This window comes from Streptomyces sp. NPDC001927 (genome assembly GCF_053594455.1).
Window position 1 is genome coordinate 104,049 of record NZ_JBSFEN010000011.1, and the last position, 26,129, is coordinate 130,177.

A 26,129-nucleotide genomic window follows, 5' to 3' on the forward strand; every position below is an offset into this window, starting at 1 on the left:
GCGTTTGTCAATCGCGTCGAGGAGGCTGTGGACAGCCATGTCCGAAGAACCGAAGCCGCGCCGCCGCCAGGCCCGCGGCGAGCGCCGCATCGCGCAGCTGCTCCAGGCCGCCGCGAATGTCTTCTGCACGCAGGGATACACAGCGACCAGCACCAACGCCATCGCCCGCGAGGCGCACGTCTCGCCGGGCACGCTCTACCAGTACTTCCCCAACAAGGAAGCCATCGCGATCGAGCTCGGCGACCGCCTCCTGCACGAGATGCGGGAGGCCCACGGCCAGGCCTTCACGCCGGAGAACCTCGCGCTGCCGCTGCCCGAGATGCTCGACGCCGTCGTCGACCCGATGATCGAGTTCAACTGCCAGAACCCGGCCTTCCTCGCCCTGATGCACGGCTCCGAGGTCCCCGGCCGGATCGCCGAGGAGCACGACGCCCTGCACGTCTCCCTCCTGGCCCGCATCCGGGACCTGCTGGGCCACTACATCCCGGACATGCCGGAGGCGGAGCGCGCCCTCGTCGCCGACATGACCTTCGCCGTCTTCAAGGGCGGCCTCGCCCTGGTCCTCGCCGCGCCCGAGGGCCCGGAGCGGGACGCGGCCTCCGCCGAGCTGAAGCGGGTGCTCTTCCGCTACCTCGACCCGATCGTCGGGGCGGTCGTCGGCTCGGTCGTCGGCCCTGTCGTCGACTCGGCGCTCGACCCCGGGAAGACCGTCACCACGACTCCGACCCACTGATCGTGTCCTTCGGCAGGGTCTTCTCGCCCGCCCCCGCCCGGATCTTCAGCGCGACGAGCGGGAAGACGAGGACCGAGAGCATCCCGGCCCCGACCAGCGCCGCCGCCTCGCCCGCCGAGAGCGCCTTGTCGTCCACGCCGATGGTGGTGATCGCGACGACGAGCGGCAGGGCCGTGGACTCGTAGAGCACGAGAGCTCCGCGCGCCTTGCGCGTCAGGTCGCGGGGGGCCAGGAACCAGACCGGGCCGCCGCGCACCACCAGGAACAGCAGCAGAAAGAGCGGCAGCAGGAGCAGCGTCCGGCCGCCGTCGAGGAGCGAGGCCAGATCGAACTCGATGCCGGTGACGATGAAGAAGACCGGCACCAGGAAGCCGAAGCCGACCGCCTCGACCTTCTCCAGGATCGCCGGCCCCGCCTCCGGCGCGGCGCCGGTCAGGACGAGCCGGGTGATCATTCCGGCGGCGAACGCGCCGAGCAGCACGTCGAGCCCGAGGGCCTGCGAGGCGCCCAGCATCAGCGCGAGCAGCAGGAAGACGAAGCGGACCGCGAACTGGCCGCTGGTGTGCAGGGTCTTGCGGATGACCGTCGAGAACCACGGCGGCCGCGGCCTGAGCGCCCAGAAGACGGCCCCCGCCGTGAGCGCCGCGAAGACGGCGAGCAGCGCCGTGGACTCGGCCGCGCCCCGGCCGCTCAGGAGCAGCGCCATCGCGATGATCGGCCCGAACTCCCCCACCGCGCCGAAGGCCATCACCACCGAGCCGAACCGGCCCTGCAGCTCGCCCGCGTCGCGCAGCACCGGCAGGACGGTGCCGAGCGCGGTGCTGGTGAGCGCCACACCGATGAAGACGCCGTTGTGGAAGCCGTCACCGAGGAGCACCCCGGTCCCGAGGCCGAGCGCCAGGGCGATCAGCCACGCCCACACTGAGCGCTTGAGGGTGTCGCCCCGTACCTTCCCGAACTCGATCTCGTACCCCGCGAGGAAGATCAGCATCGCGAGCCCGAGCTCGGAGAGTCCGTCGACGAGGGCGTCCGTGTGCGCCCAGCCGAGGACGTCGGGGCCGATCAGGATGCCGAGCAGGATCTCGAAGATGACGAGCGGGACGGGCAGCCGGCGCCCCGCCGCGTGGGCGAGCAGCGGCGCCAGGACGGCGATCGACATGATCAGGATCAACGTGGTCCCCGAATGCGACATATCGGGTATCTATCACCCTTGGCGCCCCGGCACGCAGGGTGACCTCCCCGAACCCACGTCGCATCGCCACCGGAGTGGAATTTATACCCCCTAGGGGTATAATCTGTGTTTCAGTACGAGTCCGCACCAGCACGCCCTCGAAGAGGAGACCGTCATGACCGCCGAGACGACGACCGCACTCACCACCGTGTACCAGGTCAAGGGAATGACCTGCGGGCACTGCGAGGGCGCGGTCTCCAGCGAGATCTCCGAGATCGCCGGGGTCTCCTCCGTCAAGGCCGTGGCCTCCACCGGCCAGGTCACCGTGGTCTCCGAGACCGCCCTCGACGTGGAGGCCGTCCGCGCCGCCGTCGACGAGGCCGGCTACGAGCTCGTCGACCAGGCCTAGGGCCTCTGGAGCCTCTCGTCCGGACCGACTCCCGAACCACCCCCGCAGGGCCGTACCGTTGACCGGTACGGCCCTGCTCCCCTTTGGAACCGCACATGACTCCGAGCACCGCGACCGCCACCGAGACGACCGAGCTCGTCATCGGCGGGATGACCTGCGCCTCCTGCGCCGCCCGCGTCGAGAAGAAGCTCAACCGGATGGAAGGCGTCACGGCGACCGTCAACTACGCGACGGAGAAGGCACGGATCGCGCACCCGCCGGAGACCGCCGTCGCCGATCTGATCGCCACGGTCGTCAAGACCGGATACACCGCCGAGGAGCCCGCGCCGCCGGCCCCGGACCCCGAGGACACCCCGGAGGGCACTCGGGCGCAGGACCCCGAACTGACCGCGCTCCGCCGCCGACTGACGGTCTCGGCCGTGCTGTCGGCTCCGGTCGTGCTGCTCGCGATGGTCCCGGCCCTCCAGTTCGACAACTGGCAGTGGCTCTCCCTGACCCTCGCCGCGCCGGTCGTCGTCTGGGGCGGGCTGCCGTTCCACCGCGCCGCCTGGACCAACCTCCGGCACGGCGCGGCGACCATGGACACCCTCGTCTCCGTCGGCACGCTGGCCGCCTTCGGCTGGTCGCTGTGGGCGCTGTTCTTCGGCGACGCGGGCATGCCGGGCATGCGCCACGGCTTCGACCTCACCGTCGACCGCGGCGAAGGCGCCTCCGCGATCTATCTGGAGGTCGCGGCAGGCGTCATCACCTTCATCCTCCTCGGCCGCTATCTGGAGGCCCGCGCCAAACGGAAGGCCGGCTCGGCGCTGCGCGCCCTGATGGAGCTCGGCGCCAAGGACGTGGCCGTCCTGCGGGGAGGTACGGAGGTACGGGTGCCGGTGGCCGAGCTGCGGGCCGGCGACCGCTTCGTCGTCCGCCCCGGCGAGAAGATCGCCACCGACGGCACGGTCGTGGAGGGCGCCTCCGCGGTGGACGCCTCCCTGCTCACCGGCGAGTCCGTCCCGGTCGACGTGACGGCCGGCGACCCGGTCACCGGCGGCTGCCTCAACACCTCCGGCCGGCTCGTCGTCGAGGCGACCCGGGTCGGCGCGGACACCCAGCTGGCCCGGATGGCGAAGCTGGTCGAGGACGCCCAGAACGGCAAGGCCGAGGTGCAGCGCCTCGCCGACCGGATCTCGGCCGTCTTCGTGCCCGTCGTCCTCTACATCGCCCTCGCCACCCTGCTGACCTGGCTGTTCGTGGTCGAGGACACCACCGGCGCGTTCACCGCCGCCGTCGCCGTACTGATCATCGCCTGCCCCTGCGCCCTGGGGCTCGCGACCCCGACCGCGCTCATGGTCGGCACCGGACGCGGCGCGCAGCTCGGCATCCTGATCAAGGGGCCCGAGGTCCTGGAGTCCACCCGGCGCGTCGACACGGTCGTCCTCGACAAGACGGGCACGGTCACGACCGGCCGGATGCGGCTGACGAAGGTGTACGCGTACGAGGGCGTGGACGAGGCCGAGCTGCTGCGCCTCGCGGGCGCCCTGGAGCACGCCTCCGAGCACCCGGTGGCCCGGGCGGTCGCGGCCGGCGCCGCCGAGAAGCTCGGCGAGCTGCCCGTACCGGAGTCCTTCGCGAACGCGCCCGGTCTCGGGGTGCGCGGCACGGTCGAGGGCCACGCCGTCCTGGTGGGCCGCCCGGCGCTCCTGGCGGCCGAGGGCGTCGAGGTGCCCGGAGTGCCGGAGCCGGGGGCCGTACAGGTCGCCTGGGACGGGCGGGCGCGCGGGGCGCTCACGGTCGCCGACGCCGTCAAGGAGACCAGCGCGGAGGCGGTCACGCGGCTGCGGGCGCTGGGCCTGACGCCGGTTCTGCTGACCGGCGACGGGCGGGCGGTGGCCGAGACGGTGGCGGCGGAGGTCGGCATCGACGCGGACCGGGTCTTCGCCGAGGTCCTGCCGGAGGAGAAGGTCGAGGTGGTCCGTCGCCTCCAGGCGGAGGGCCGGACGGTCGCGATGGTCGGGGACGGCGTGAACGACGCCGCCGCGCTCGCCACCGCCGATCTGGGCCTGGCGATGGGCACCGGGACGGACGCCGCGATCGAGGCGAGCGATCTGACGCTGGTCCGCGGGGACCTGCGGGTGGCGGCGGACGCCATCCGGCTCGCCCGCCGGACCCTGGCGACGATCAAGGGAAACCTGGGATGGGCGTTCGGTTACAACGTGGCGACGCTCCCGCTGGCCGCCCTCGGCCTGCTGAACCCGATGATCGCCGGATTGGCCATGGCCTTTTCGTCCGTCTTTGTCGTGACAAACAGCCTGCGACTTCGGCGCTTCACGTGAATTCACCTACACGTGACGCACAGGACCTTCACAAAGAGACCTAGATCACAGATATTTAGGGGTAACCATTCGGGCCGTTCGCGAGTCTAAGTGGGCGATGCCAAGAACGTCTTGGGGGACGTTCATGGGATGTCTTGGGGGACGTCTCAGGCAGCAGCGTTGGCCGGGGCACGTGCACCGGGGAGCTTTGAGCGGCCCTCCCGTACGTACGTACCCCGGCAGACCGCCCGCGTAGCTTCTGCTGAACCCGGCAGACGCCCGGCCCGGATCCCGTGGGGGGAATCCGCACCGGGGATATGGAAAGCGCCCCGCTCGTCGACCCGTGGGGGGATCGACAGCGGGGCGCTTTTCGTTGCGCGGAGGCGCGGCGAAGGCGCGCCTGCGGCCAGAGGCTCAGCGGCCCTCGACCGGGACGAAGTCGCGCAGGACCTCGCCGGTGTAGATCTGGCGCGGGCGGCCGATGCGGGAACCCGGCTCCTTGATCATCTCGTGCCACTGGGCGATCCAGCCCGGAAGGCGGCCGAGCGCGAAGAGCACGGTGAACATCTCGGTCGGGAAGCCCATCGCGCGGTAGATGAGGCCCGTGTAGAAGTCCACGTTCGGGTAGAGGTTGCGCGAGACGAAGTACTCGTCGGAGAGCGCGTGCTCCTCCAGCTTGAGCGCGATGTCCAGCAGCTCGTCGGACTTGCCGAGCGCGGAGAGGACGTCGTGCGCCGCCGCCTTGATGATCTTGGCGCGCGGGTCGAAGGACTTGTACACCCGGTGGCCGAAGCCCATCAGGCGGACGCCGTCCTCCTTGTTCTTCACCTTGTTGATGAAGGAGTCGACGTCGCCGCCGTTGGCCTGGATGCCCTCGAGCATCTCCAGGACCGACTGGTTGGCGCCACCGTGCAGCGGGCCCCAGAGGGCGGAGATGCCGGCGGAGATCGACGCGAACATGTTCGCCTGGCTCGAACCGACCAGACGGACGGTGGAGGTCGAACAGTTCTGCTCGTGGTCCGCGTGGAGGATGAGCAGCTTGTCGAGCGCGGAGACCACGACCGGGTCCAGCTCGTACTCCTGGGCCGGGACCGAGAAGGTCATGCGCAGGAAGTTCTCGACGTACCCGAGGTCGTTGCGCGGGTAGACGAAGGGGTGGCCGATCGACTTCTTGTAGGCGTACGCCGCGATCGTCGGGAGCTTGGCGAGCAGCCGGATCGTGGAGATGTGGCGCTGGTTCTCGTCGAACGGGTTGTGGCTGTCCTGGTAGAAGGTGGACAGCGCGGAGACCACGGAGGAGAGCATCGCCATCGGGTGGGCGTCCCGGGGGAACCCGTCGAAGAAGCGCTTGACGTCCTCGTGCAGCAGCGTGTGCTGGGTGATCTCGTTCTTGAAGGTCGCGAGCTCGTCGACCTTGGGGAGCTCACCGTTGATCAGCAGGTACGCCACCTCCGTGAAGGTGGAGCGCTCCGCCAGCTGCTCGATGGGGTAGCCGCGGTACCGCAGAATGCCCTGCTCGCCGTCGAGGTAGGTGATCGCGGATTTATAGGCGGCGGTGTTGCCGTATCCGCTGTCCAGGGTGACCAGACCGGTCTGGGCTCGGAGCTTCCCGATGTCGAAGCCCTTGTCGCCGACGGTGCTCTCGACCACCGGGTAGGTGTATTCACCGTCCGCGTACCGCAGTACTACAGAGTTGTCGCTCACGTCATCCCTCACCGACGTAGTGCCTCTTCTTCGAGGTGCCCTGACTGTCTCTACCATCCCCCATTTGGCTCAGGAGAGTGCACTCGGGGTCGACCATTGGGCCAATTGGCGGCACTCAGTGCCGCCAACCTGCTCATCTTGCCCCCTTCGCCCCGCTTCCGGAAGTCCGGGGTGGCCTTTCGCACCGTCGCCACCCGGCCGCCGCACGGGAGCTTCGCAGGCTGCAGCACGGCAGATCACCTGGCTGTCGAGAGCCGGTGGGCCAGTGCGGTGAAGCGTCTGCCTGCGGAAACCGTCCGTACGGCCTGGGCGATCGCCTTGCGGGAGCCGACCAGGACGACGAGCTTCCTGGCCCGAGTGACGGCCGTGTAGAGCAGGTTCCGCTGGAGCATCATCCAGGCGCTGTTGGTGACCGGGATCACGACCGCCGGGTACTCGCTGCCCTGCGAACGGTGGATCGTGACGGCGTAGGCATGGGCCAGCTCGTCCAGCTCGTCGAAGTCGTACGGCACCTCCTCGTCCTCGTCCGTGCGGACGGTCAGGCGCTGTTCGACGGTGTCGAGCGAGGTCACGACGCCGACCGTGCCGTTGAAGACGCCGTTGGCGCCCTTCTCGTAGTTGTTGCGGATCTGGGTGACCTTGTCGCCGACGCGGAAGACCCGGCCGCCGAACCGCTTCTCGGCCACGTCGGGGCGGGCGGGTGTGACGGCCTGCTGGAGCAGTCCGTTGAGCGCGCCCGCGCCGGCCGGGCCCCGGTGCATGGGGGCGAGAACCTGCACGTCCCGGCGCGGATCGAGACCGAACTTGGCGGGAATCCGCCGGGCGGCGACCTCGACGGTGACCCGGGCGGCGTCCTCGGTCTCGTCCTCCACGAAGAGGAAGAAGTCCGGCAGGCCGGTGGTGACGGGCGGCTCGCCGGCGTTGATCCGGTGGGCGTTGGTGACGACCCCGGACTGCTGGGCCTGCCGGAAGATCCGGGTCAGCCGGACGGCCGGAACCGGGCTGGCGGGCGCGAGCAGATCGCCGAGGACCTCCCCCGCGCCGACCGACGGCAGCTGGTCCACGTCCCCGACCAGGAGGAGGTGGGCACCGGGTGCCACGGCCTTGACGAGCTTGTTGGCGAGGAGCAGATCGAGCATGGACGCCTCGTCCACGACGACCAGGTCGGCGTCGAGCGGCCGGTCCCGGTCGTAGGCCGCGTCCCCGCCGGGCTTCAGCTCCAGGAGGCGGTGGACGGTCGAGGCCTCGGCGCCGGTCAGCTCGGCGAGGCGCTTGGCGGCCCGGCCGGTGGGCGCGGCGAGGACGACCTTGGCGCGCTTGGCCCGGGCCAGCTCCACGATCGAGCGGACCGTGAACGACTTCCCGCACCCCGGGCCGCCGGTGAGCACGGCGACCTTACGGGTCAGGGCGAGCCGCACCGCCTCCTCCTGCTCGGGCGCGAGCGAGGCCCCGGTGCGGTCGGCGAGCCAGGCCAGCGCCTTGTCCCAGGCGACGTCCTGGAAGGCCAGCATGCGGTCCTCGGAGGTCCGGAGCAGCCGGCCGAGCTGCCCGGCGAGGGACAGTTCGGCGCGGTGGAACGGCACCAGGTACACGGCCGTCACCGGCGCCCCCTCGGGCCCGGGCACCGACTCCCGTACGACCCCCTCGGGGTCCGCCGCGAGCTCGGCGAGGCACTCGATGACAAGGCCCGTGTCGACCTGGAGCAGCTTCACCGCGTCGGCGATGAGCCGCTCCTCGGGCAGGAAGCAGTGGCCCTGGTCGCTGGACTGCGACAGGGCGTGCTGCAGCCCGGCCCTGACCCGGTCGGGGCTGTCGTGCGGGATGCCGACGGCCTGGGCGATCCGGTCGGCGGTGAGGAAGCCGATGCCCCAGACGTCGGCGGCGAGCCGGTAGGGCTGGTTGCGGACGACCGAGATCGAGGCGTCCGCGTACTTCTTGTAGATCCGCACGGCGATGGAGGTGGAGACGCCGACGCCCTGGAGGAAGACCATGACCTCCTTGATGGCCTTCTGCTCCTCCCACGCGGCCGTGATGTTCTTCGTCCGCTTCGGGCCGAGGCCCGGCACCTCGATGAGGCGCGCGGGGGCGTCTTCGAGGATGTCGAGGGTGTCCAGGCCGAAGTGCTGGGTGATGCGGTCGGCGAAGACGGGGCCGATGCCCTTGACGAGCCCGGAGCCGAGATAGCGGCGGATGCCCTGGATGGTGGCGGGCAGGACCGTCGTGTAGTTCTCGACCGTGAACTGTCTGCCGTACTGAGGATGGGAGCCCCAACGCCCCTCCATCCGCAACGACTCCCCCGGCTGGGCCCCGAGCAGCGCCCCGACGACCGTGAGGAGATCGCCGCCACCGCGCCCGGTGTCGACGCGGGCGACCGTGTACCCGCTCTCCTCGTTGGCGTACGTGACCCGCTCAAGGACCCCTTCGAGCACCGCGTGACCGTGACCCCGACCCTCGTTGGACATGCCCCGAAGGTAGCGAAGGGCACGGACATCGAGGGCGGGATGAGCGGGAGCCTGTGGACAACCCGCGGCTGTGGAGCCTGCTGCCCGCCGACGTGCCGACCGGGCACCGGAACCGTAGCGTTTCCGGCATGAGTGATGAATCGTTCCAGGACGACGTGCTGCACGAGCTGGGCGACGACCGGCTCCAGGAGATAGCCGGGCTGCTCGGTACGGACGCGGCCGGGGCGCAGGAAGTGGTGGGCAGTTCGGTGTCCGCGCTCTCCGGGGAGCTGCGGCAGGCGGCCTCCGAGCCCGGCAGCGCGGACGAGGTGCGGCAGGCCGTCGAGGAGGCCACGTCCGCCGAGCCGCCGCTCCAGGGAGTGGCGGGCTTCGGCGGCCTGGTGAGCGGCGGCCTCATGGCCGGGGTGCTCGGCAAGCTGGCGAAGCCCGCGGCCAACGCGGTCGCCAAGAAGACGGGCCTCCCCCCGGCGACGGTCTCCCGCGCGATCGAGCTCCTTGTCCCCGTGGTCCTCGCCGTCATCACCAGGCGCGCGGCGGGCAAGAAGGCGGGGGCCGGAGGCCTGGGCGACATCCTGGGCGGCGGGGGCCCGAAGAAGTAGCCCCCACCACGACAGGAGAGGTCAGCCCACCTCTCGTACAGGAGACGTCAGCCCACCTCTCGTACGAAGCCCGCCGCCGTCTCCTCCAACACCTCCACGCCGTTCCTGGCCCACAGCTCGTCGTTGAAGAGCTCCACCTCGATCGGGCCCGTGTACCCGGCCGCCTCCACGAGGGTGCGCCAGCGCCGGAGGTCGATCGCACCGTCGCCGAGGGGGCCGCGGCCGTTGAGGACGCCGGCCGGCAAGGGGGTGGTCCAGTCGGCCAGTTGAAAGGCGTGGATGCGGCCCGCCGCGCCCGCGCGGGCGACCGCCGCCGGGGCGCGGTCGTCCCACCAGACGTGGTACGTGTCGACGACCACGCCCACCTGCGCGGCGGGGAAGCGCTCGGCGATGTCCAGCGCCTGGTCCAGGGTGGAGACCGCGCAGCGGTCCGCCGCGTACATCGGGTGGAGGGGTTCGATCGCGAGCCGGACACCCCGCTCCCCCGCGTACGGGGCGAGTTCGGCGATCGCCTCCCCGATCCGGGCGCGGGCGGCCGTCAGGTCGCGGCTGCCCGGGGCGAGGCCGCCCGAGACCAGGACCAGGGTGTCCGTGCCCAGGGCCGCCGCCTCGTCGATCGCCGCGCGGTTGTCGTCCAGCCCCTGGGCCGTCGTGAAGAAGCCGCCCCGGCAGAGCGACGTGACCGTCAGGCCCGCGTCGCGTACGAGCTTCGCCGTCGCCTCCAGGCCGTACTCCGCCACCGGCTCCCGCCACAGGCCCACGCCCGGGACGCCGAGCCGAACGCAGTTCGCCACAAGGTCCGGCAGGGACAGTTGCCTCACGGTCATCTGGTTGATGCTGAAGCGCGCGAGAGGGTGGTTCCCCGCTTGGTTCACTGCTTGGTTCACTGCTTGGTTCACTGCTCGACTCCGTACACCGTCAGAAGGGACAGCATCCTCGACTCCGCCCGCTCCGGATCCGGGAACAGGCCGAGGCCGTCCGCCAGTTCGTACGCCCGGGCCAGGTGCGGCAGCGAGCGCGCCGACTGCAGGCCGCCGACCATCGTGAAGTGGTCCTGGTGGCCGGCCAGCCACGCCAGGAACACGACTCCCGTCTTGTAGAAGCGGGTCGGCGCCTCGAAGAGGTGCCGGGAGAGTTCCACGGTCGGGTCGAGCAGCTCCCGGAACCCCTTCGCGTCCCCCGTGTCCAGGATCCGTACGGCCTCCGCCGCCAGCGGGCCCAGCGGGTCGAAGATGCCGAGCAGCGCGTGGCTGAAGCCCCGGTCGTCGCCCGCGATCAGCTCGGGGTAGTGGAAGTCGTCGCCCGTGTAGCAGCGGACGCCCTCCGGGAGGCGGCGGCGCAGCTCGATCTCGCGCTGGGCGTCGAGCAGGGAGACCTTGATGCCGTCGACCTTGTCCGGGTGGGCCGCGATGACCTCCAGGAAGGTCTCGGTCGCCGCGTCCAGGTCGGCCGAGCCCCAGTACCCGCCGAGCGCCGGGTCGAACATCGGGCCCAGCCAGTGCAGGATCACCGGCTCGGTCGCCTGGCGCAGCAGACCCGTATAGGTGTCGAGGTACTCCTCCGGGCCCCCGGCCGCCGCCGCGAGGGCGCGCGAGGCCATCAGGATGGGCTGGGCGCCGGCCTCCTCGACGAGCGCGAGCTGCTCCTCGTACGCCGCGCGGATCGCCACCAGGTCCGCGGGGCCGGTCAGTTGGTCCGTGCCCACGCCGCACGCGATCCGGCCGCCGACCGCCTTCGCCTCGGCCGCCGAGCGGCGGATCAGCTCGGCCGCGCCCGCCCAGTCCAGGCCCATCCCGCGCTGGGCGGTGTCCATGGCCTCGGCGACGCCCAGGCCGTGCGACCAGAGGTGGCGGCGGAAGGCGAGCGTGGCGTCCCAGTCGACGGCCGCCGGGCCGTCGGGGGTCGTGTCGGCGTACGGATCGGCGACGACGTGGGCCGCGGAGAAGACCGTACGGGAGGTCAGGGCGCCGCCCACGGGGGCGAGGGGGCGCGCGGGGCGCGGGCTGTACTCCCGTACGCCGCCGGTCGCGTCGGGCAGCCGGATCACAGCGTGACCTCCGGGACGTCGAGGCGCCGGCCCTCGACAGAGGAGCGCAGCCCCAGTTCGGCGAGCTGCACACCGCGCGCGCCCGCGAGCAGGTCCCAGTGGTACGGCTCGTCCAGGACCACGTGGCGCAGGAACAGCTCCCACTGCGCCTTGAAGCCGTTGTCGAACGCGGCGTTGTCCGGGACCTCCTGCCACTGCTCGCGGAAGGGCTCGGTCGCCGGGATGTCCGGGTTCCAGACCGGCTTCGGGGTGGCCGAGCGGTGCTGGACGCGGCAGTTGCGCAGGCCGGCGACGGCCGAGCCGTGCGTGCCGTCCACCTGGAACTCCACGAGCTCGTCGCGGTTGACGCGGACCGTCCAGGAGGAGTTGATCTGGGCGACCGCGCCGCCCTCCAGCTGGAAGATGCCGTACGCGGCGTCGTCGGCGGTCGCGGAGTACGGCTTGCCGTCCTCGTCCCAGCGCTCCGGGACGTGGGTGGCGACGTGCGCGGTGACGCTCGTGACCCGGCCGAAGAGCTCGTGGAGGACGTACTCCCAGTGCGGGAACATGTCCACGACGATCCCGCCGCCGTCCTCGGCGCGGTAGTTCCAGCTGGGGCGCTGGGCGTCCTGCCAGTCGCCCTCGAAGACCCAGTAGCCGAACTCGCCGCGCACGGAGAGGATCCGGCCGAAGAAGCCGCCGTCTATCAGCCGCTTCAGCTTGAGCAGGCCCGGCAGGAAGATCTTGTCCTGGACGACGCCGTGCTTGACGCCCTTCTCGGCGGCGAGCCGGGCCAGGTCGAGGGCGCCCGCGAGGTCACCGGCCGTGGGCTTCTCGGTGTAGACGTGCTTGCCGGCGGCGACGGCCTTGCGGATGGCCTCGACGCGGGCCGAGGTGACCTGGGCGTCGAAGTAGATGTCGACGGCCCGGTCGGACTCGTCGGCGAGCACGGCGTCCAGGTCGGTGGACCACTCGGTGAGGCCGTGCCTCTCGGCGAGCGCGCGCAGCGCGGACTCGCGGCGGCCGACGAGGACGGGTTCCGGCCAGAGGGTCGTGCCGTCGCCCAGGTCGAGGCCGCCCTGCTCGCGCAGGGCGAGGATCGAGCGGACCAGGTGCTGGCGGTAGCCCATGCGTCCGGTGACGCCGTTCATGGCGATACGGACCGTCCTGCGTGTCACGAAGGTGCCTCCATCACGTACACAACCTCAAACAGAAAGCGCTTTCTACGAACGAAGACGCTAGCCTGCCGACAACACACCGGACAAGGGGTCCGCCGGACTCTCCTCGACGCCCCCGACCCGGCTCTCGCTCCGCTCTCGCCCGCTCTTCCCGGAGGTACGCGATGACCGTCACGCTGTCGGATGTGGCCGCGCGTGCCCAGGTGTCCCCCGCCACCGTCTCCCGTGTCCTGAACGGCAACTACCCGGTCGCCGCCTCCACAAGGGAGCGGGTGCTGCGGGCGGTGGACGAGCTGGACTACGTCCTGAACGGGCCCGCGAGCTCGCTGGCCGCCGCCACCTCGGACCTGGTCGGCGTCCTCGTCAACGACATCGCCGACCCCTTCTTCGGGATCATGGCGGGCGCGGCGCAGAACGCGATCGGCGAAGGGGCGCCGGGCCGTGCGGGTGGCGAGAAACTGGCGGTCGTCTGCAACACGGGCGGCTCCCCGGAGCGCGAGCTCACCTACCTCACACTGCTCCAGCGCCAGCGCGCCGCCGCCGTCATCCTGACCGGCGGGGCCCTGGAGGACCCGGACCACGTGGCGGCGGTCTCGACGAAGCTCGCGAAGCTGACGGACGCGGGGACCCGGATCGTGCTGTGCGGCCGGCCGCCCGTGGCGGGGGACGCGAGCGTGGCGGCGCTCACCTTCGACAACCGGGCGGGCGCGCGCCGGCTCACGGAGCACCTGCTCTCGCTCGGCCACCGGCGGATCGGTTACGTGGCGGGGCCCGCGGACCGGACGACGACCCGGCACCGCCTGGAGGGCCACCGGGACGCCCTCGCGGCGGCGGGGCTGCCCGAGGGACCGACGGTGCACGGCCCGTACGACCGGCGCTCGGGCTACGACGCCACGCTCGAACTCATGCGGCGGGAACCGGCGTTGACCGCCGTCCTCGCGGCCAACGACACGGTCGCGCTGGGCGCCTGCGCGGCGCTGCGGGACCAGGGGCTGCGGATACCGGAGGACGTCTCGGTCGCGGGCTTCGACGACCTGCCGTTCTCGATCGACGCGGTCCCGGCGCTGACGACCGTACGCCTGCCCCTGCACGAGGCGGGCGCCCGCGCGGGCCGGCTCGCGGTCGGCACGGAGGAGCCCCCGCCGGGCGGCGTGACGACGATCCCGGCGGAACTGCTGGTACGGGAGTCGACGGCGCGCCCGCGGGGGTGAGGGGGCGCCCAAGGGCCTGACGAGGCGCCCGCGAGGCGCCTCTCAGGTTCGCGCGTGGGCAGGCACCTCCGAGGCCGGGTCCATAGCCGCGTCCCCCTTCGCCGTGCCCGCCGCTCGACCCCACGTCAGCGTCGACAGCGCCACTCCCCCGACCAACAGCGCCGCCGCGCACCAGCGCAGGGGTGAGACGCCCTCGCCCAGGAACAGCGCCGCCGAGGACATGCCGAAGACGGGGACCAGGAGGGAGAACGGGGCTACCGAGGACGCCGGGTAGCGGCGCAGCAGCCAGCCCCACGCGCCGAAGCCGAAGACGGTGACGACCCAGGCGCAGTAGACGATGACGCCCGCGCCGGTCCAGTCGAGCCCGCGCAGCGCTTCGAAGTCGCGCTCCGGCCCCTCCAGGAGGAGCGAGAGGGCGAGCAGCGGCAGCACGGGCACGGTGCTGACCCAGACCATGAAGTTGAGGGCGTCGGGCGGGGACGCCTTGCGGGTCAGGACGTTGGAGACGCCCCAGCAGGCCGCCGCCGCGATGCACAGCGCGAAGCCCACCAGCGGCCCGGACGCGCCCTCGTCGACCGCCGCGACGCCGATGCCCGCGAGTGCGACCGCCATGCCCGCGATCTTCACCTTCCCGGGCCGTTCGCCGAGCGCGACGAAGGCGAACAGGGCCGTGAAGACCGCCTGGATCTGCAGGATCAGCGAGGAGAGCCCGGCGGGGGCGCCGAGGTCCATGCCCGTGAAGAGCAGCCCGAACTTCGCCACGCCCAGGGCGAGTCCGACCCCCACGATCCACTTCCAGGCGACCGTGGGCCGGCCGACCAGGAACACCGCGGGCAGCGCGGCGACGAGGAAGCGGAGGGCGGAGAAGAGCAGCGGCGGGAAGTGGTCGAGGCCGATCTCGATGACGACGAAGTTGACTCCCCAGACGGCGGCGACGAACGCGGCCAGGGCGATGTGGGCAGGGCGCATAAGAAAGAGCGTCACCCATCCCCATCGTGTAGCACCAGCGCGTATCTCTTCATGGTTGGATGAAGCAACACTTCATCCAGAGCCACGCCCGCCTCGCCGAACCGAGGCGCCCCGAGGCGCCCCGAGAAGCCCCGAGGAGCCCGCCCATGCTCGATCTCGGCCGCCTGCGCGCCCTTCACGCCGTCTCCGTCCACGGGTCCGTCGGCGCCGCGGCCGCCGCTCTCGGGTACACCCCGTCGGCCGTCTCCCAGCAGATCGCGAAGCTGGAGCGGGAGACCCGTACGACCCTGCTCGAACGCCGGGGCCGCGGGGTCAGGCTCACCGACGAGGCGTACCAACTGGCCGCCACCGCCGAGCAGTTGCTGTCGATCGTCGAGCAGGCGGAGGTACGGCTCGAAGAGCGCCGCGGGCTGCCCGCCGGGCGGCTCTCGATCGGCTGCTTCGCGAGCGCGGCACGCGGCCTGATGCCCCGGGTCCTCGCCGATCTGGCGGCCCGGCACCCCGCGCTCGACGCCCGCCTGACGGAGGTCGACCCACACATCTCCATCGAGCTCGTCGGACGGGGAGTGATCGACCTCGCCGTCGCCCACGACTGGGACATCTCTCCGATGCCGTCCCCGCCCGGGCTCGAACAGGCGGTGATCGGCGACGACCTGTGCGACGTCCTCGTCCCCCACGGCCATCCGCTGGCGGGCCGGGCGTCGGTACGGCGGGAGGAGCTGGCGGAGCAGCGGTGGATCACGCAGCCGCCGGGCTCCGTCTGCCACGACTGGCTGATGCAGACCCTGCGGTCGACCGGCTGTGAACCGCACGTCGTTCACCAGGCCGAGGAGAACCACACCCAGGTCGCCCTGGTCGCGGCCGGTCTCGGGATCGCGATGGTGCCGCGCCTCGGGCGCGGGACGCTGCCGCCGGAGGTGACCCCGGTCCGGCTCGACCCGGTGCCGAGGCGCCGGCTGCACGCGCTCTGGCGTACGGGCGCGGCCCGCCGCCCGGCGATCACCGAGACCGTCAGGACGCTTCAGGAGCACTGGCCGCGGGTGGCGTCGGAGGCGACCTGAGGGGCCGATTCCTGCTCAGGTCCTTGACCTGGCAGTTACTTTCGGGCTATCCGTGCTCCTTGGAAGTTTCCTTCACCGACTTCCCTCCCCATCCCGCACGGCCGGAAGGAGCATCAGTGCACCACCGCGCCCCCGCCACCTCTCCCTCCCCCACCCCCTCTGCCTCTGCTTCCCCCTCCCGACGCACCCTTCTCACGGTCTCCGCCGCGGCCGCCGCGGCCGCCGTCACCGGAGTCGGCACCCCCGCCCAGGCGGCCGGCGACGCGTCGAGCGAGCGCACGCTCCAGGCGCTCATCTCCCGGATGTCCCTCGAAGAGAAGGTCGGCCAGCTCTTCGTCATGCGGGTGTACGGCCACTCCGCCACCGCCCCCGACCAGGTCGACATCGACCTGAACCTCAAGGAGATCGGCGTCCGCACCGCCGCCGAGCTGGTCGAGAAGTACCACGTCGGCGGCGTCATCTACTTCTCCTGGGCGCACAACACCCGCGACCCGCACCAGATCGCCGACCTCTCCAACGGCATCCAGCGGGCCGCCCTCGCGCAGCCCACGCCCGTCCCCGCCCTCATCTCCACCGACCAGGAGCACGGCATCGTCTGCCGGGTCGGCGAACCGGCCACCCTGGTCCCCGGCGCGATGGCGCTCGGCGCCGGCGGCTCCCGCTCCGACGCCCGCGAGGCCGCCCGGATCGCGGGCGCCGAACTGGCCGCCGTCGGCATCCGGCAGAACTACGCGCCCGTCGCCGACGTCAACGTCAACCCCGCCAACCCGGTCATCGGCGTCCGCTCCTTCGGCTCCGACCCGGAGGCCGTCGCCGACCTGGTGTCCGCCCAGGTCAGGGGGTACCAGTCGGCCGGGGTCGCGGCGACCTCCAAGCACTTCCCCGGGCACGGCGACACCGCCGTCGACAGCCACTACGGCCTGCCGACCATCACCCACACCCGCGAGCAGTGGGCCGAGCTCGACGCCCCGCCGTTCCGCTCCGCGATCGCCGCCGGCATCGACTCGATCATGACCGCGCACATCGTCGTCCCCGCGCTCGACCCGAGCGAGGACCCGGCGACCCTCTCCCGCCCCATCCTCACCGGCATCCTGCGCGAACAGCTCGGCTACGACGGCGTGGTGGTGACGGACTCCCTCGGCATGGAGGGCGTACGGACCAAGTACGGCGACGAGCGCGTGCCCGTCCTCGCGCTCAAGGCCGGCGTCGACCAGCTGCTCAACCCGCCGAAGCTGGACATCGCCTGGAACGCGGTCCTCAAGGCCGTCCAGGACGGCGAGCTGACCGAGGCCCGGCTAGATGAATCGATCCTGCGGATCCTGCGCCTCAAGGCGAAGCTGGGGCTCTTCCGCCGCCCGTACGTGACCGGCGGCGGAGTGGACCGTACGGTCGGCACCCGCGGGCATCTCGCCCGGGCCGACCGGATCGCCGAGGCCACCACCACCCTGCTCCTCAACGAGCGCGGCTTCCTGCCGGTCAGCCGCCGCAGCCACTCCGCGGTCCTGGTCGTCGGCGCCGACCCGGCCTCCCCCTCGGGCACCACCGGGCCGCCGACCACCACCCTGGCCGGCGAGTTCACGGCGCTCGGCTTCACCGCCACCGCGCTGTCCACCGGGATCACCCCGACCGCGGCGAAGATCGAGGAGGCCGTGGCGGCCGCCGCCGGCAAGGACCTGGTCGTCGTCGGCACGTACAACGTCTCGGCGACCAGCCCCCAACGCACCCTCGTCGACCGCCTCGTGGCGACCGGGGTGCCCGTCGTGACGGTCGCGATCCGCAACCCGTACGACATCGCCCAGCTCCGCGGACAGCGGGCCACGCTCGCCGCGTACTCCTGGACCGACGTCGAACTCCGCGCCGCCGTCCGGGTGATCGCCGGACACGCCCGGCCGCAGGGCCGTCTGCCCGTTCCCGTGCAGCGTGCGGACGATCCGGCGCGGGTGCTGTACCCGGTCGGCCACGGCCTGTCCTACGCGAGACGTAACCAGTGACGCAGGCCCCCCGTTCTCCCTGGCGTCCGCCCGCCCCGGCGGGCGACGCTGGAACCGAGGAGAACGGGGGTCTCTCATGCGCGCTCTCTCAAGCCCCGCGGTGTGGACGGCGGGGCTGCTCCTCGCCCTGACCGGATGCGCCCTGACCGGATGCCAACAGGCCCCCGACGGCGGGCCGCCGCTCCCCGTCACGTACACGAGCACACCCCACGACCCCGGGGCCTCGTTCCTGGGGCCCGGGGACTGCTCCACGCGCGGGACGGTGTTCCGCGAGGTGCCGTGCACGAGCGAGAGGGCCGTCGCACGGGTGACCACCCGGTACCAGGGGCTCACCTCGGACGCCCCGAGCTGCCCGCCGACCACGGACTTCGTCCTGCACGTCTCGGAGAGCCGCCCGGCGGCGGACGAGAACGGCGACGGCTCGGTACCGCGCGGCTACGCCTGCATGCGGAATCTGGAACCGCCGCATCCCGGTGACCCCGGTCAGGGCGGCGGGCCGCACACCGTCGTCGGGGACTGCGTGGCGCCGACGGATTCCTCGGGTGCGGGGCGGGTGAAGGAGACCGCCTGCGACGGATCGGGGGAACGGCCACCCGCGTTCCGGGTCGCGTCGGCGGTCACCAGCCGGGACCACTGCCCGCCCACCACCGCACTGTTCGTGGCGCTGGGCGGGGAGCGCCCGGTGGGGTGCGCCCGGCGGCTGTGAAGCACGCCGGGCGCTGAAGCCGGGTCTACGGACGCAGACCGTGCTCCCTCTTCAGCTCGTCGTCCGTCGCGTTGTCGAGACGGGCGTCGAAGCGGGCCAGGGGCTGTCCGGCCTGGACGGCCGGGGCCTCGACGCCGGCCCAGGCGAGGATGCGGGCCGTGGCCTTGGTGCGCTCGGCCTCGACGAGACCGGCGACCTGGGCGCCGTGGTTGGCGCCGGGGGCCGTGAAGACGTAGCTGTCACGGGCGCCCTTGCCGAGGCGGAACGGCTCGGCTCCCCACGGGTCGTTGCCGCCGTAGACGAAGAGCATCTGGTTCGCGTTGTGGCGGACCCAACTGTCGACGTCGCGCATGGCCGCCGGCTTGAACGTGGTCGGGATCTCGCGCGGGACGAAGTTCCGCGCGGGCTGGTAGCCGTACCGGGTCAGGCCGTTGAGGTGCGGGAGCTTGATGCCGGGCGAGCCCAGCTCGGTGGCGGCCTGGTAGTAGTACGGGGTGTACGGGTCGAGGCCCTGGTCGGTGTAGAAGGACCAGCCCGAGTAGGCGTCGATCGTCTGGTAGACGGTGTCGTCGCTCGCGGTGGCCGCGTCCGGCACGTCGGCGCAGACGTCCTGGCCGTAGTACTGCCAGAAGCCCCAGACGAAGTCCAGGACGACGGCCTCGTACGCCTTGTCCAGGGAGCCGACGGTGTTGAAGGTCGCGCCCTCGGTCTCCGCCCACTCCTTGTACTTCTTCTGCAGCGGCTCGCGGCGGATCAGCGCCTCGCGCTGCATCGCGTTGAGCCGGTCGCGGCACTCCTTGGTGCCGACGGTCTCGAAGAACCGGTCGTAGGCCGAGTCCTCCTTGTTGTTCACGTCGTTCGGCGCCACGTAGGCGACCACGCCGTCCATGTCACGGGGGTAGAAGCGCTCGTAGTACGTCGCCGTCATACCGCCCTTGGAGGCGCCGGTGGAGAGCCACTTCTTGCCGTAGATCTTCTTCAGCGCGGTGAAGATACGGTGCTGGTCGCTCGCGGCCTGGTAGATGTCCAGCTTGGTCCAGTCGGCGGGCTGCGGCCGGGACGGCGTGAAGAAGCGGTACTCCATGGAGACCTGGTTGCCGTCGATGATCCGGGTGGGCTCGCGGCGGCTGGGGGTGGTGCTCAGGCCGTAACCGCTGGTGTGGAAGACGGTCGGCCGGTCGGTGTCCTTGTGCAGCAGCGAGAGCCGCTGCTTGAACGTGCCCTTCCAGGGGCGGCGGTGGTCCACCGGCTGGGTGTACTCGAGGACGAAGTAGCGGTAGCCGGCGTACGGCTTCTCCTCGATGAGGCTCATCCCGGGGATCGCCAGGATGCGGTCCTTGATGTCCGTACCGACGGCGCTGTCCGCGACGGCGGTCGGACTGCCGGTGGCCGGCTCGGCGGCGGTGGCCGCACCACCCGCGCCGACGGTGCCTATGAGCACCGTGAGCGACATCAGCCATCTCAGCGACTTGCGCATTCACCCTCCCCTTGGTTCACAACGGTGTCGCGAACCTAGCGGGGTCAACGTGCGTACCGCCAGACCCAGTTGCTCCTTACCCGCGATCAAGATCTGTGTAGCCATCACCTAAACTCCCGCAAGCCATGCAGCACAAGGCACGACACGGGAGGACACGTATGAGGAGGAGTTACAGGGTGAGGGCGAAGGTGGCGCTCATGGCCACCGTCGCCGCGTCACTGCTGGCGACAGGGATGGCGGCACCGGCGCAGGCCGCCGCCGACCCCGGCCTCGAACTCTCCAACTTCGAACTGCGCCCGCTCTCCAACAAGGCGGAGCTCGAGAGCCGAATATCCAAACTCAAAGCCGACCTGCCCAACATTGGCGTGAACTCGCTGCTCAAGGAGGCGCAGACGAGCGGCCGTTCGGGCCAGTGGAGCAACGGCGTCTGCAACGCGGCGGCCGTCGAGCCCGGCACGACCCCGCAGGGCTTCGCGCGCAGCTTCTGCTTCGACGCCTCCGACAACGGCAACAGCGACTCGGAGTGGTGGCCGCAGGGCGTGACCACGGTCGCGGACGCCGACGAGGACCAGACCTGGGGCGACCCGGAGACCGGGTGGAACCCGGCGGACCACAAGCCGATGCTGGTGACCTGGTACAACAAGGACGACTGGACCGGCTCGGACAAGATCCCGGACGACGTCGACGAGGGCGGCACCAACACCGAACGCAAGGGCGTCCGGCTCTCGTTCATCGACTCCAGCACGGGGAAGTACGCCCACGTCCTGCTGGTGTACCCGTTCATCAACGACTCCGGCAACGCCAGCTACATGAGCGTCCGCACGTCGCAGCACTACTCGACGAGCCAGAAGCAGTACGGCTCGCTGCACGCGGGCGGGATCGTCTGGTACGGCTACTACCTGTACGTGGCGGACACGAACCGCGGCTTCCGCGTCTTCGACCTGCGCGACATCATCGACCTGGGTGCGCTGCCGGCCGAGAAGTGGGGCAAGTCCAAGACGGCGATCGGCCGGCAGGACGGCGTGTACAACGCCCATGGCTACCGCTACATCCTGCCGCAGAGCGACGGCTGGACGAACGCGGCCTGCGACACGGTGGAGCCGGCGCCCGGCACTCCGTGCGACATGCAGGACGAGACGAAGACCTGCAAGGCCACGGACATCACGCCGAAGACCAGCTTCGCGAGCCTCGACCGTTCCTCGGCCACGCGGCACATCACCACGGGCGAGTGGTGCGAGAAGGCGGAGGTCACGGACGCGCTCACGACCGGCCGGATCATCCGCTGGCCGATGAACACCAGCGGCGGAACCCCGGCCCTGAACGCGAACGGCACCTGGGCGGCCGACTCGGCGTACCGCGTCCCGTTCGACTCGGCCTACGAGGACAACGGCGGCATCCAGGGAGCCGCCGTCATCGACGGCACGTACTACCTCAGCCAGAGCCGCGGCCAGAAGAACGGCAGGGTCCTCGTCGCCAGGCCCGACACAGCGACGGGCCGCCTCACCGAGACCTCCCCCCGCCGCATCTCCGCGATCGGCGTAGAGGACTACTCGGTCTGGCCCGGCACCCCTGACCGCCTCTGGACGGTCACCGAACACCCGGGCAAGCGAATGCTGTTCAGCGTGACGCCGTAGCTACGGGAGAAGGAGGCGCGCCCGGGTCGGCTTCGGCCGGTCCGGGCGCCGCATCGTCGACGTCACCCGCCCGTCAGCACAGCACCCACCCCGTCGATGCGCTCCGGCCCGCGATCGCGCCCGTGGCGCGGACGCAGCGGTTGAGGGCGTGGACGGTTATGGGGCCGGCCTGGCGGGTGTAGCGGCCGGTGTCTACTGCGGGGTGGCCGCCTCGGGGTTGGAGGGAGATCGACATCGCGCGGCGGGCGCCGGGGTGGGTGGCGACTGTGGTGGCGCAGACGTACTGGCGGCTGCGGTAGAGGCGGAGTTCGCCGCCCGGGAAGGCCACCGTCTTCGTCGGGCGGCCTGCGCAGAGCGAGGCGGCGTCGGCGCGCGCGACGGCTGGGCCGGCGAGGGTGAGGGTGGTGGTCGTGAGCAGGACCGCGAGGGCGTGGCCGAGCAGGCGGCGGCCGTGTTTCGTCACCTTGAACCCGAACAACACCTGGATCCCCTCCTGACTCCTTGCCGTACATGCGTACGACGCAGGAGGGGGCCAAGCGGTTGCGTCCTCGGTCCGCAGTCCTCAGAGAGCCCTTGCCGGCTCCTCCTCGCCGATGAAGGCCTTCCAGAGCTCCGCGTAGCTGCCGCCCCTCGCCAGGAGTTCGTCGTGGGTGCCGTCCTCCGCCACCCGGCCGTGGGCCATGAGGATCACACGGTCCGCGCGGGCCGCTGTGGTGAGGCGGTGGGCCACCACCAGCGTTGTGCGGCGGCCGGCCAGGCGGTCGGTGGCCTGGTTGACCTGGGCCTCCGTGGCCAGGTCCAGGGCGGCCGTCGCCTCGTCGAGGAGCAGGATGTCGGGGTCGACGAGCTCGGCGCGGGCGAGGGCGATCAGCTGGCGCTGGCCCGCGGAGAGGTTGCGGCCGCGTTCGGCGACCTCGTGGAGGTAGCCGCCGTCCAGGGTCGCGATCATGTCGTGTGCGCCGACCGCGCGGGCCGCCGCCTCGACCTCGGCGTCGGTCGCCTCGGGGCGGCCGTACGCGATCGCGTCGCGGACCGTCCCGGCGAAGAGGTACGCCTCCTGCGGGACCACGCCGAGCCGGTGGCGGTACGAGGTGAGGTCCAGGTCCTTGAGGTCCGTGCCGTCGGCCGTGACCCGGCCCGTGGTGGGGTCGTAGAAGCGGGCGACCAGTTTGACGAGGGTGGACTTGCCCGCGCCCGTCTCGCCCACGAAGGCGACCGTCTGGCCTGCCGGGATCCGCAGGTCGATGCCCGTCAGGGCCTCCTCCTCGCCGCCGTACGCGAACGACACGTCCTCGAAGGCGATCTCGCCGCGCAGGGAGAGGACGTCCAGGGGTTCGGGCGCCGCGGCCGTCGACGTCGGCTCCTGGAGCAGCTCCTGCATGCGCTTCAGGGAGACGGTGGCCTGCTGGTAGCCGTCGAAGACCTGGGAGAGCTGCTGGACCGGGGCGAAGAAGAGGTCGATGTAGAGGAGGTACGCGACCAGGGCGCCCGTGGTGAGGGTGCCGGCTTCGATTCTGTTCGCGCCGACGATCATCACCGCGGCCGCTGCCACGGAGGAGAGGAGGGTGACGAAGGGGAAGTAGATCGAGATCAGCCACTGGCCGCGGACGCGCGCTTCGCGGTAGTCGTCGCTGCGGGCCGTGAAGTGGGCGACGCCCGAGTGCTCGCGGCGGAAGGCCTGCACGATGCGGAGGCCGGAGACCGACTCCTGGAGGTCGGCGTTGACGACGCTGATCCGCTCACGCGCCAGTTCGTACGCCTTCACGCTGGAGCGGCGGAAGAAGTACGTGGCGACGGCGAGGACGGGGAGCGTCGCGAACACGACCAGGGCGAGCTGGAGGTCGAGCACGAGCAGCGCGCCCATGATGCCGAAGAAGGTCGTGACGGAGACGAAGGCGGTGACCAGACCCGTCTGGAGGAACGTCGACAGGGCGTCGACGTCCGTCGTCATCCGGGTCATGATCCGGCCGGTCAGCTCGCGCTCGTAGTAGTCGAGGCCGAGCCGCTGGAGCTGGGCGAAGATCTTCAGGCGCAGGGCGTAGAGGACGCGTTCGCCGGTGCGGCCGGTCATCTTGATCTCGGCGGTCTGCGCGAACCACTGCACGACGACGGTGAGCAGCGCGAGTGCGGAGGCGGCCCAGACGGCGCCCATCGCGAGCTTGTTCACGCCGTCGTCGATGCCGTGCCGGATCAGGACCGGCAGCAGCAGGCCCATGCCGGCGTCGACGGCGACGAGGCCGAGGCTGATGAGGAGGGGGACCTTGAATCCGCGCAGCAGGCGGCGCAGCCCGTAGGAGTCCTCGGGGGTGACCGCGCGGGCCTCGTCGATGTCGGGGGTGTCGGTGGCGGGCGGCAGCGCCTCGACGGCGGCGAGGAGTTCGGGGGTGGCCCCGGGGGTCTGGGACTCCTCGCTCTCGGCCTCCTCGCGGACCCAGAGGGTGGGGGTGATGCCGCGTTCGGCGTCGAACTCGGCATCGAGTTCGGCACGGAGGGTGCGGTCCTCGGGCAGTTCGACGGGGACGGTGTGGCCGGGCGAGACGCCGCCGAGCTCGTCGGGGTCGGTGAGGAGCCGTCGGTAGAGGGCGGAACGCTTCTCCAGCTCCTCGTGGGTGCCGATGTCGGAGAGCCGGCCGTCGTCGAGGACCGCGATCCGGTCGGCGAGGCCGAGGGTGGAGCGGCGGTGGGCGATGAGGAGGGTGGTGCGGCCGGCCATCACGGAGGCGAGGGCCTCGTGGATCTCGTGCTCCACGCGCGCGTCGACGGCGGAGGTGGCGTCGTCGAGGAGGAGCAGCCGGGGGTCGGTGAGGATCGCGCGGGCGAGGGCGACGCGCTGGCGCTGGCCGCCGGAGAGGGTGAGGCCGTGCTCGCCGACCTTGGTGTCGTAGCCGTCGGGCAGCTCGGCGATGAAACGGTCCGCCTGGGCGGCGCGGGCGGCGGTCTCGATCTGCTCCTGGGTGGCGTCGGGGTGGCCGTACGCGATGTTGGAGCGGACGGTGTCGGAGAACAGGAAGCTGTCCTCGGGGACGAGCCCGATGGCGGCGCGCAGGGAGTCCTGGGTGAGCTCGCGAACGTCGTGGCCGCCGACGAGGACGGCGCCGTGGTCGACGTCGTAGAAGCGCGGCAGGAGGAGGGAGACGGTGGACTTGCCGGAGCCGGAGGCGCCGACGACGGCGACGGTCTCGCCGGCGCGGATCTCGAGGGAGAACCCGTCGAGGACGGGCCGACCGTCCTCGTACGCGAAGCTCACGTCGTCGAACTCGACGGTCGCCTCGGCGTCGGCGGGCAGCTCCTTCGTGCCGTCCTTGATGACCGGCTCGGTGTCGATGAGCTCCAGGACGCGGTCGACGCCGGCGCGGGCCTGCTGGGCGACGGTGAGGACCATGGCGAGCATGCGGACGGGGCCGACGAGGGAGGCGAGGTAGGCGGAGAAGGCGACGAAGGTGCCGAGGGTGATCTGACCGCGGGTGGCGAGCCAGCCGCCGAGGGCGAGGACGGCGACCTGGCCGAGGGCGGGCACGGACTGGAGGGCGGGGGTGTAGCGGGCGTTGAGCCGGATGGTGCGGAGGCGTCCGGCGAAGAGCTTGCGGCTGGCCTCGCGGATCTTCCCGGTCTCCTGGTCCTCCTGCCCGAAGCCCTTGACGACGCGGACGCCGGTCACGGAGCCGTCGACGACGCCCGCGACGGTGGCGGCCTGGGCCTGGGCGTACCAGGTGGCGGGGTGGAGGCGGGCGCGGCTGCGCTTGGCGATGAACCAGAGGGCGGGGGCGACGGCGAGGGCGACGAGGGTGAGGGGGAGGGAGAGCCAGGCCATGACGGCCAGCGAGATCAGGAAGAGCAGGACGTTCCCGATCGTCATCGGGAGCATGAAGAGCAGGCCCTGGATGAGCTGGAGGTCGCTGGTGGCGCGGCCGACGACCTGCCCGGTGGACAGCTCGTCCTGCCGGCGGCCGTCGAGCCGGGTGATGGTGCCGTACATCTCGGTACGGAGGTCGTGCTGGACGTCGAGGGCGAGCCGGCCGCCGTAGTAGCGGCGGATGTAGGTGAGGACGTAGACGACGACGGCGGCGCCGACGAGAAGCCCGGTCCACAGGCTCAGCGACCGGGTCTTCGCACCGATGACGTCGTCGATGATGACCTTGGTGATGAGCGGTACGAGCGCGAGGACGGCCATCCCGGCGAGGGAGGACCCGAGGGCGAGCACGACATTGGCCTTGTACCGCCAGGCGTACGCACTCAGCCTCCGCGCCCACCCCTGCGCACGCGGCTCCCCCTGCCGCCCCGCCTGTTTCTGCCCCGCCACGGCCACGTGGTGCCTCCCGTTCGTCCTGCTCTACCGGAAGGCTCCAACACGGCTGGACTGCGATTTCATCCCGCCGCAACAAACTGTGGGGCAAGACCGGTCGCTGGTCCTAGGACCGTGGAACGTCAGACGGGGTACGGCCCCGGGGCCGGGAGCGTCGGACGCGGTACGGCCCCGGGGCCGGGAGCGTCAGACGCG

The 26,129-nt window shown here is 71.5% G+C and carries 19 protein-coding genes; 9 read left to right on the top strand and 10 right to left on the bottom strand.

Annotation, left to right across the window (positions count from 1 at the left end):
• Nucleotides 1–37 precede the first annotated feature (37 nt).
• Nucleotides 38–733 carry a TetR/AcrR family transcriptional regulator gene (locus ACWCO8_RS28315; protein ID WP_451034647.1) on the top strand — a complete coding sequence of 232 codons (696 nt, stop codon included), beginning with the start codon at nucleotides 38–40 and terminating at the stop codon, nucleotides 731–733.
• Here ACWCO8_RS28315 and ACWCO8_RS28320 read toward each other — a convergent pair.
• Nucleotides 711–1,925 (bottom strand): cation:proton antiporter, encoded by a 1,215-nt coding sequence (locus ACWCO8_RS28320; RefSeq protein WP_451034648.1) that lies wholly within the window; start codon nucleotides 1,923–1,925, stop codon nucleotides 711–713. The two genes, ACWCO8_RS28315 and ACWCO8_RS28320, sit on opposite strands and share 23 nt — an antisense overlap.
• 154 nt (nucleotides 1,926–2,079) lie before the next feature.
• On the opposite strand from ACWCO8_RS28320, the gene ACWCO8_RS28325 reads away from it, so the two are divergent.
• Both ACWCO8_RS28325 and ACWCO8_RS28330 read left to right on the top strand, forming a co-directional pair.
• Nucleotides 2,080–2,313 (top strand): heavy-metal-associated domain-containing protein, encoded by a 234-nt coding sequence (locus tag ACWCO8_RS28325; protein WP_451034649.1) that lies wholly within the window; start codon nucleotides 2,080–2,082, stop codon nucleotides 2,311–2,313.
• Nucleotides 2,314–2,408: 95 nt separating this feature from the next.
• Nucleotides 2,409–4,634, top strand: coding sequence for a heavy metal translocating P-type ATPase (locus ACWCO8_RS28330; RefSeq protein ID WP_451034650.1), 2,226 nt, complete (start codon nucleotides 2,409–2,411; stop codon nucleotides 4,632–4,634).
• Between the two features lie 393 nt (nucleotides 4,635–5,027).
• On the opposite strand, the gene ACWCO8_RS28335 is transcribed toward ACWCO8_RS28330, so the two are convergent.
• Together ACWCO8_RS28335 and recD2 are read right to left on the bottom strand one after the other, a co-directional pair.
• Nucleotides 5,028–6,317: a citrate synthase gene (locus ACWCO8_RS28335; RefSeq protein WP_362006880.1), complete on the bottom strand. Its 1,290-nt coding sequence runs from the start codon at nucleotides 6,315–6,317 to the stop codon at nucleotides 5,028–5,030.
• A 236-nt stretch (nucleotides 6,318–6,553) separates the two neighbouring features.
• Nucleotides 6,554–8,779, bottom strand: coding sequence for an SF1B family DNA helicase RecD2 (gene recD2 / locus ACWCO8_RS28340; protein ID WP_451034651.1), 2,226 nt, complete (start codon nucleotides 8,777–8,779; stop codon nucleotides 6,554–6,556).
• Between the two features lie 128 nt (nucleotides 8,780–8,907).
• On the opposite strand from recD2, the gene ACWCO8_RS28345 reads away from it, so the two are divergent.
• Nucleotides 8,908–9,378 (top strand): DUF937 domain-containing protein, encoded by a 471-nt coding sequence (locus tag ACWCO8_RS28345; RefSeq protein WP_451034652.1) that lies wholly within the window; start codon nucleotides 8,908–8,910, stop codon nucleotides 9,376–9,378.
• A 47-nt stretch (nucleotides 9,379–9,425) separates the two neighbouring features.
• Here the strand turns inward: ACWCO8_RS28345 and ACWCO8_RS28350 are convergent, their stop codons facing one another.
• From ACWCO8_RS28350 to ACWCO8_RS28360, 3 genes are all read right to left on the bottom strand, one after another.
• Nucleotides 9,426–10,205: a sugar phosphate isomerase/epimerase family protein gene (locus tag ACWCO8_RS28350; RefSeq protein ID WP_451034653.1), complete on the bottom strand. Its 780-nt coding sequence runs from the start codon at nucleotides 10,203–10,205 to the stop codon at nucleotides 9,426–9,428.
• 68 nt (nucleotides 10,206–10,273) lie between these two features.
• Entirely contained in the window at nucleotides 10,274–11,425 is a 1,152-nt protein-coding gene (locus tag ACWCO8_RS28355; protein WP_451034654.1) for a dihydrodipicolinate synthase family protein, read from the bottom strand.
• The gene (locus ACWCO8_RS28360) at nucleotides 11,422–12,582 is read right to left on the bottom strand and encodes a Gfo/Idh/MocA family protein (protein WP_451034655.1); all 1,161 of its coding nucleotides are present in this window, start codon (nucleotides 12,580–12,582) and stop codon (nucleotides 11,422–11,424) included. Before ACWCO8_RS28360 ends, ACWCO8_RS28355 begins: the two co-directional genes overlap by 4 nt.
• Nucleotides 12,583–12,746: 164 nt before the next feature.
• Here ACWCO8_RS28360 and ACWCO8_RS28365 point away from each other — a divergent pair, with 164 nt between their 5' ends.
• A complete protein-coding gene (locus ACWCO8_RS28365; RefSeq protein ID WP_451034656.1) occupies nucleotides 12,747–13,793 on the top strand; it encodes a LacI family DNA-binding transcriptional regulator in 1,047 nt (348 codons plus the stop codon).
• Nucleotides 13,794–13,835: 42 nt separating this feature from the next.
• On the opposite strand, the gene ACWCO8_RS28370 is transcribed toward ACWCO8_RS28365, so the two are convergent.
• Nucleotides 13,836–14,762, bottom strand: coding sequence for an EamA family transporter (locus ACWCO8_RS28370; protein WP_451034813.1), 927 nt, complete (start codon nucleotides 14,760–14,762; stop codon nucleotides 13,836–13,838).
• Nucleotides 14,763–14,908: 146 nt separating this feature from the next.
• On the opposite strand from ACWCO8_RS28370, the gene ACWCO8_RS28375 reads away from it, so the two are divergent.
• From ACWCO8_RS28375 to ACWCO8_RS28385, 3 genes are all read left to right on the top strand, one after another.
• A complete protein-coding gene (locus ACWCO8_RS28375) occupies nucleotides 14,909–15,823 on the top strand; it encodes a LysR family transcriptional regulator (RefSeq protein WP_451034657.1) in 915 nt (304 codons plus the stop codon).
• A gap of 116 nt (nucleotides 15,824–15,939) precedes the next feature.
• Nucleotides 15,940–17,814: a glycoside hydrolase family 3 protein gene (locus ACWCO8_RS28380; RefSeq protein WP_451034658.1), complete on the top strand. Its 1,875-nt coding sequence runs from the start codon at nucleotides 15,940–15,942 to the stop codon at nucleotides 17,812–17,814.
• A gap of 76 nt (nucleotides 17,815–17,890) precedes the next feature.
• Nucleotides 17,891–18,520, top strand: a complete 630-nt coding sequence (locus tag ACWCO8_RS28385) for a hypothetical protein (RefSeq protein WP_451034659.1) — start codon at nucleotides 17,891–17,893, stop codon at nucleotides 18,518–18,520.
• Nucleotides 18,521–18,545: 25 nt separating this feature from the next.
• Here the strand turns inward: ACWCO8_RS28385 and ACWCO8_RS28390 are convergent, their stop codons facing one another.
• Nucleotides 18,546–19,997 carry an aminopeptidase gene (locus tag ACWCO8_RS28390; protein WP_451034660.1) on the bottom strand — a complete coding sequence of 484 codons (1,452 nt, stop codon included), beginning with the start codon at nucleotides 19,995–19,997 and terminating at the stop codon, nucleotides 18,546–18,548.
• Nucleotides 19,998–20,173: 176 nt separating this feature from the next.
• Here ACWCO8_RS28390 and ACWCO8_RS28395 point away from each other — a divergent pair, with 176 nt between their 5' ends.
• A complete protein-coding gene (locus tag ACWCO8_RS28395; protein WP_451034661.1) occupies nucleotides 20,174–21,631 on the top strand; it encodes a hypothetical protein in 1,458 nt (485 codons plus the stop codon).
• 73 nt (nucleotides 21,632–21,704) lie between these two features.
• Here ACWCO8_RS28395 and ACWCO8_RS28400 read toward each other — a convergent pair whose 3' ends face one another.
• Together ACWCO8_RS28400 and ACWCO8_RS28405 are read right to left on the bottom strand one after the other, a co-directional pair.
• A complete protein-coding gene (locus tag ACWCO8_RS28400; RefSeq protein WP_451034814.1) occupies nucleotides 21,705–22,109 on the bottom strand; it encodes a hypothetical protein in 405 nt (134 codons plus the stop codon).
• A gap of 84 nt (nucleotides 22,110–22,193) precedes the next feature.
• On the bottom strand, nucleotides 22,194–25,937 hold the full coding sequence (locus ACWCO8_RS28405) for an ABC transporter ATP-binding protein (protein WP_451034662.1): 3,744 nt from the start codon (nucleotides 25,935–25,937) through the stop codon (nucleotides 22,194–22,196).
• Nucleotides 25,938–26,129 lie beyond the last annotated feature (192 nt).

Bases quoted from the DNA above. Each gene is read 5' to 3' on its own strand.
- ACWCO8_RS28365 (WP_451034656.1), top strand. From the start codon at position 12,747: ATGACCGTCACGCTGTCGGATGTGGCCGCGCGTGCCCAGGTGTCCCCC.
- ACWCO8_RS28315 (WP_451034647.1), top strand. From the start codon at position 38: ATGTCCGAAGAACCGAAGCCGCGCCGCCGCCAGGCCCGCGGCGAGCGC.
- ACWCO8_RS28350 (WP_451034653.1), bottom strand. From the start codon at position 10,205: ATGACCGTGAGGCAACTGTCCCTGCCGGACCTTGTGGCGAACTGCGTT.
- ACWCO8_RS28345 (WP_451034652.1), top strand. From the start codon at position 8,908: ATGAGTGATGAATCGTTCCAGGACGACGTGCTGCACGAGCTGGGCGAC.
- ACWCO8_RS28325 (WP_451034649.1), top strand. From the start codon at position 2,080: ATGACCGCCGAGACGACGACCGCACTCACCACCGTGTACCAGGTCAAG.
- ACWCO8_RS28385 (WP_451034659.1), top strand. From the start codon at position 17,891: ATGCGCGCTCTCTCAAGCCCCGCGGTGTGGACGGCGGGGCTGCTCCTC.
- ACWCO8_RS28330 (WP_451034650.1), top strand. From the start codon at position 2,409: ATGACTCCGAGCACCGCGACCGCCACCGAGACGACCGAGCTCGTCATC.
- ACWCO8_RS28320 (WP_451034648.1), bottom strand. From the start codon at position 1,925: ATGTCGCATTCGGGGACCACGTTGATCCTGATCATGTCGATCGCCGTC.
- ACWCO8_RS28370 (WP_451034813.1), bottom strand. From the start codon at position 14,762: ATGCGCCCTGCCCACATCGCCCTGGCCGCGTTCGTCGCCGCCGTCTGG.
- ACWCO8_RS28375 (WP_451034657.1), top strand. From the start codon at position 14,909: ATGCTCGATCTCGGCCGCCTGCGCGCCCTTCACGCCGTCTCCGTCCAC.
- ACWCO8_RS28390 (WP_451034660.1), bottom strand. From the start codon at position 19,997: ATGCGCAAGTCGCTGAGATGGCTGATGTCGCTCACGGTGCTCATAGGC.
- recD2 (WP_451034651.1), bottom strand. From the start codon at position 8,779: ATGTCCAACGAGGGTCGGGGTCACGGTCACGCGGTGCTCGAAGGGGTC.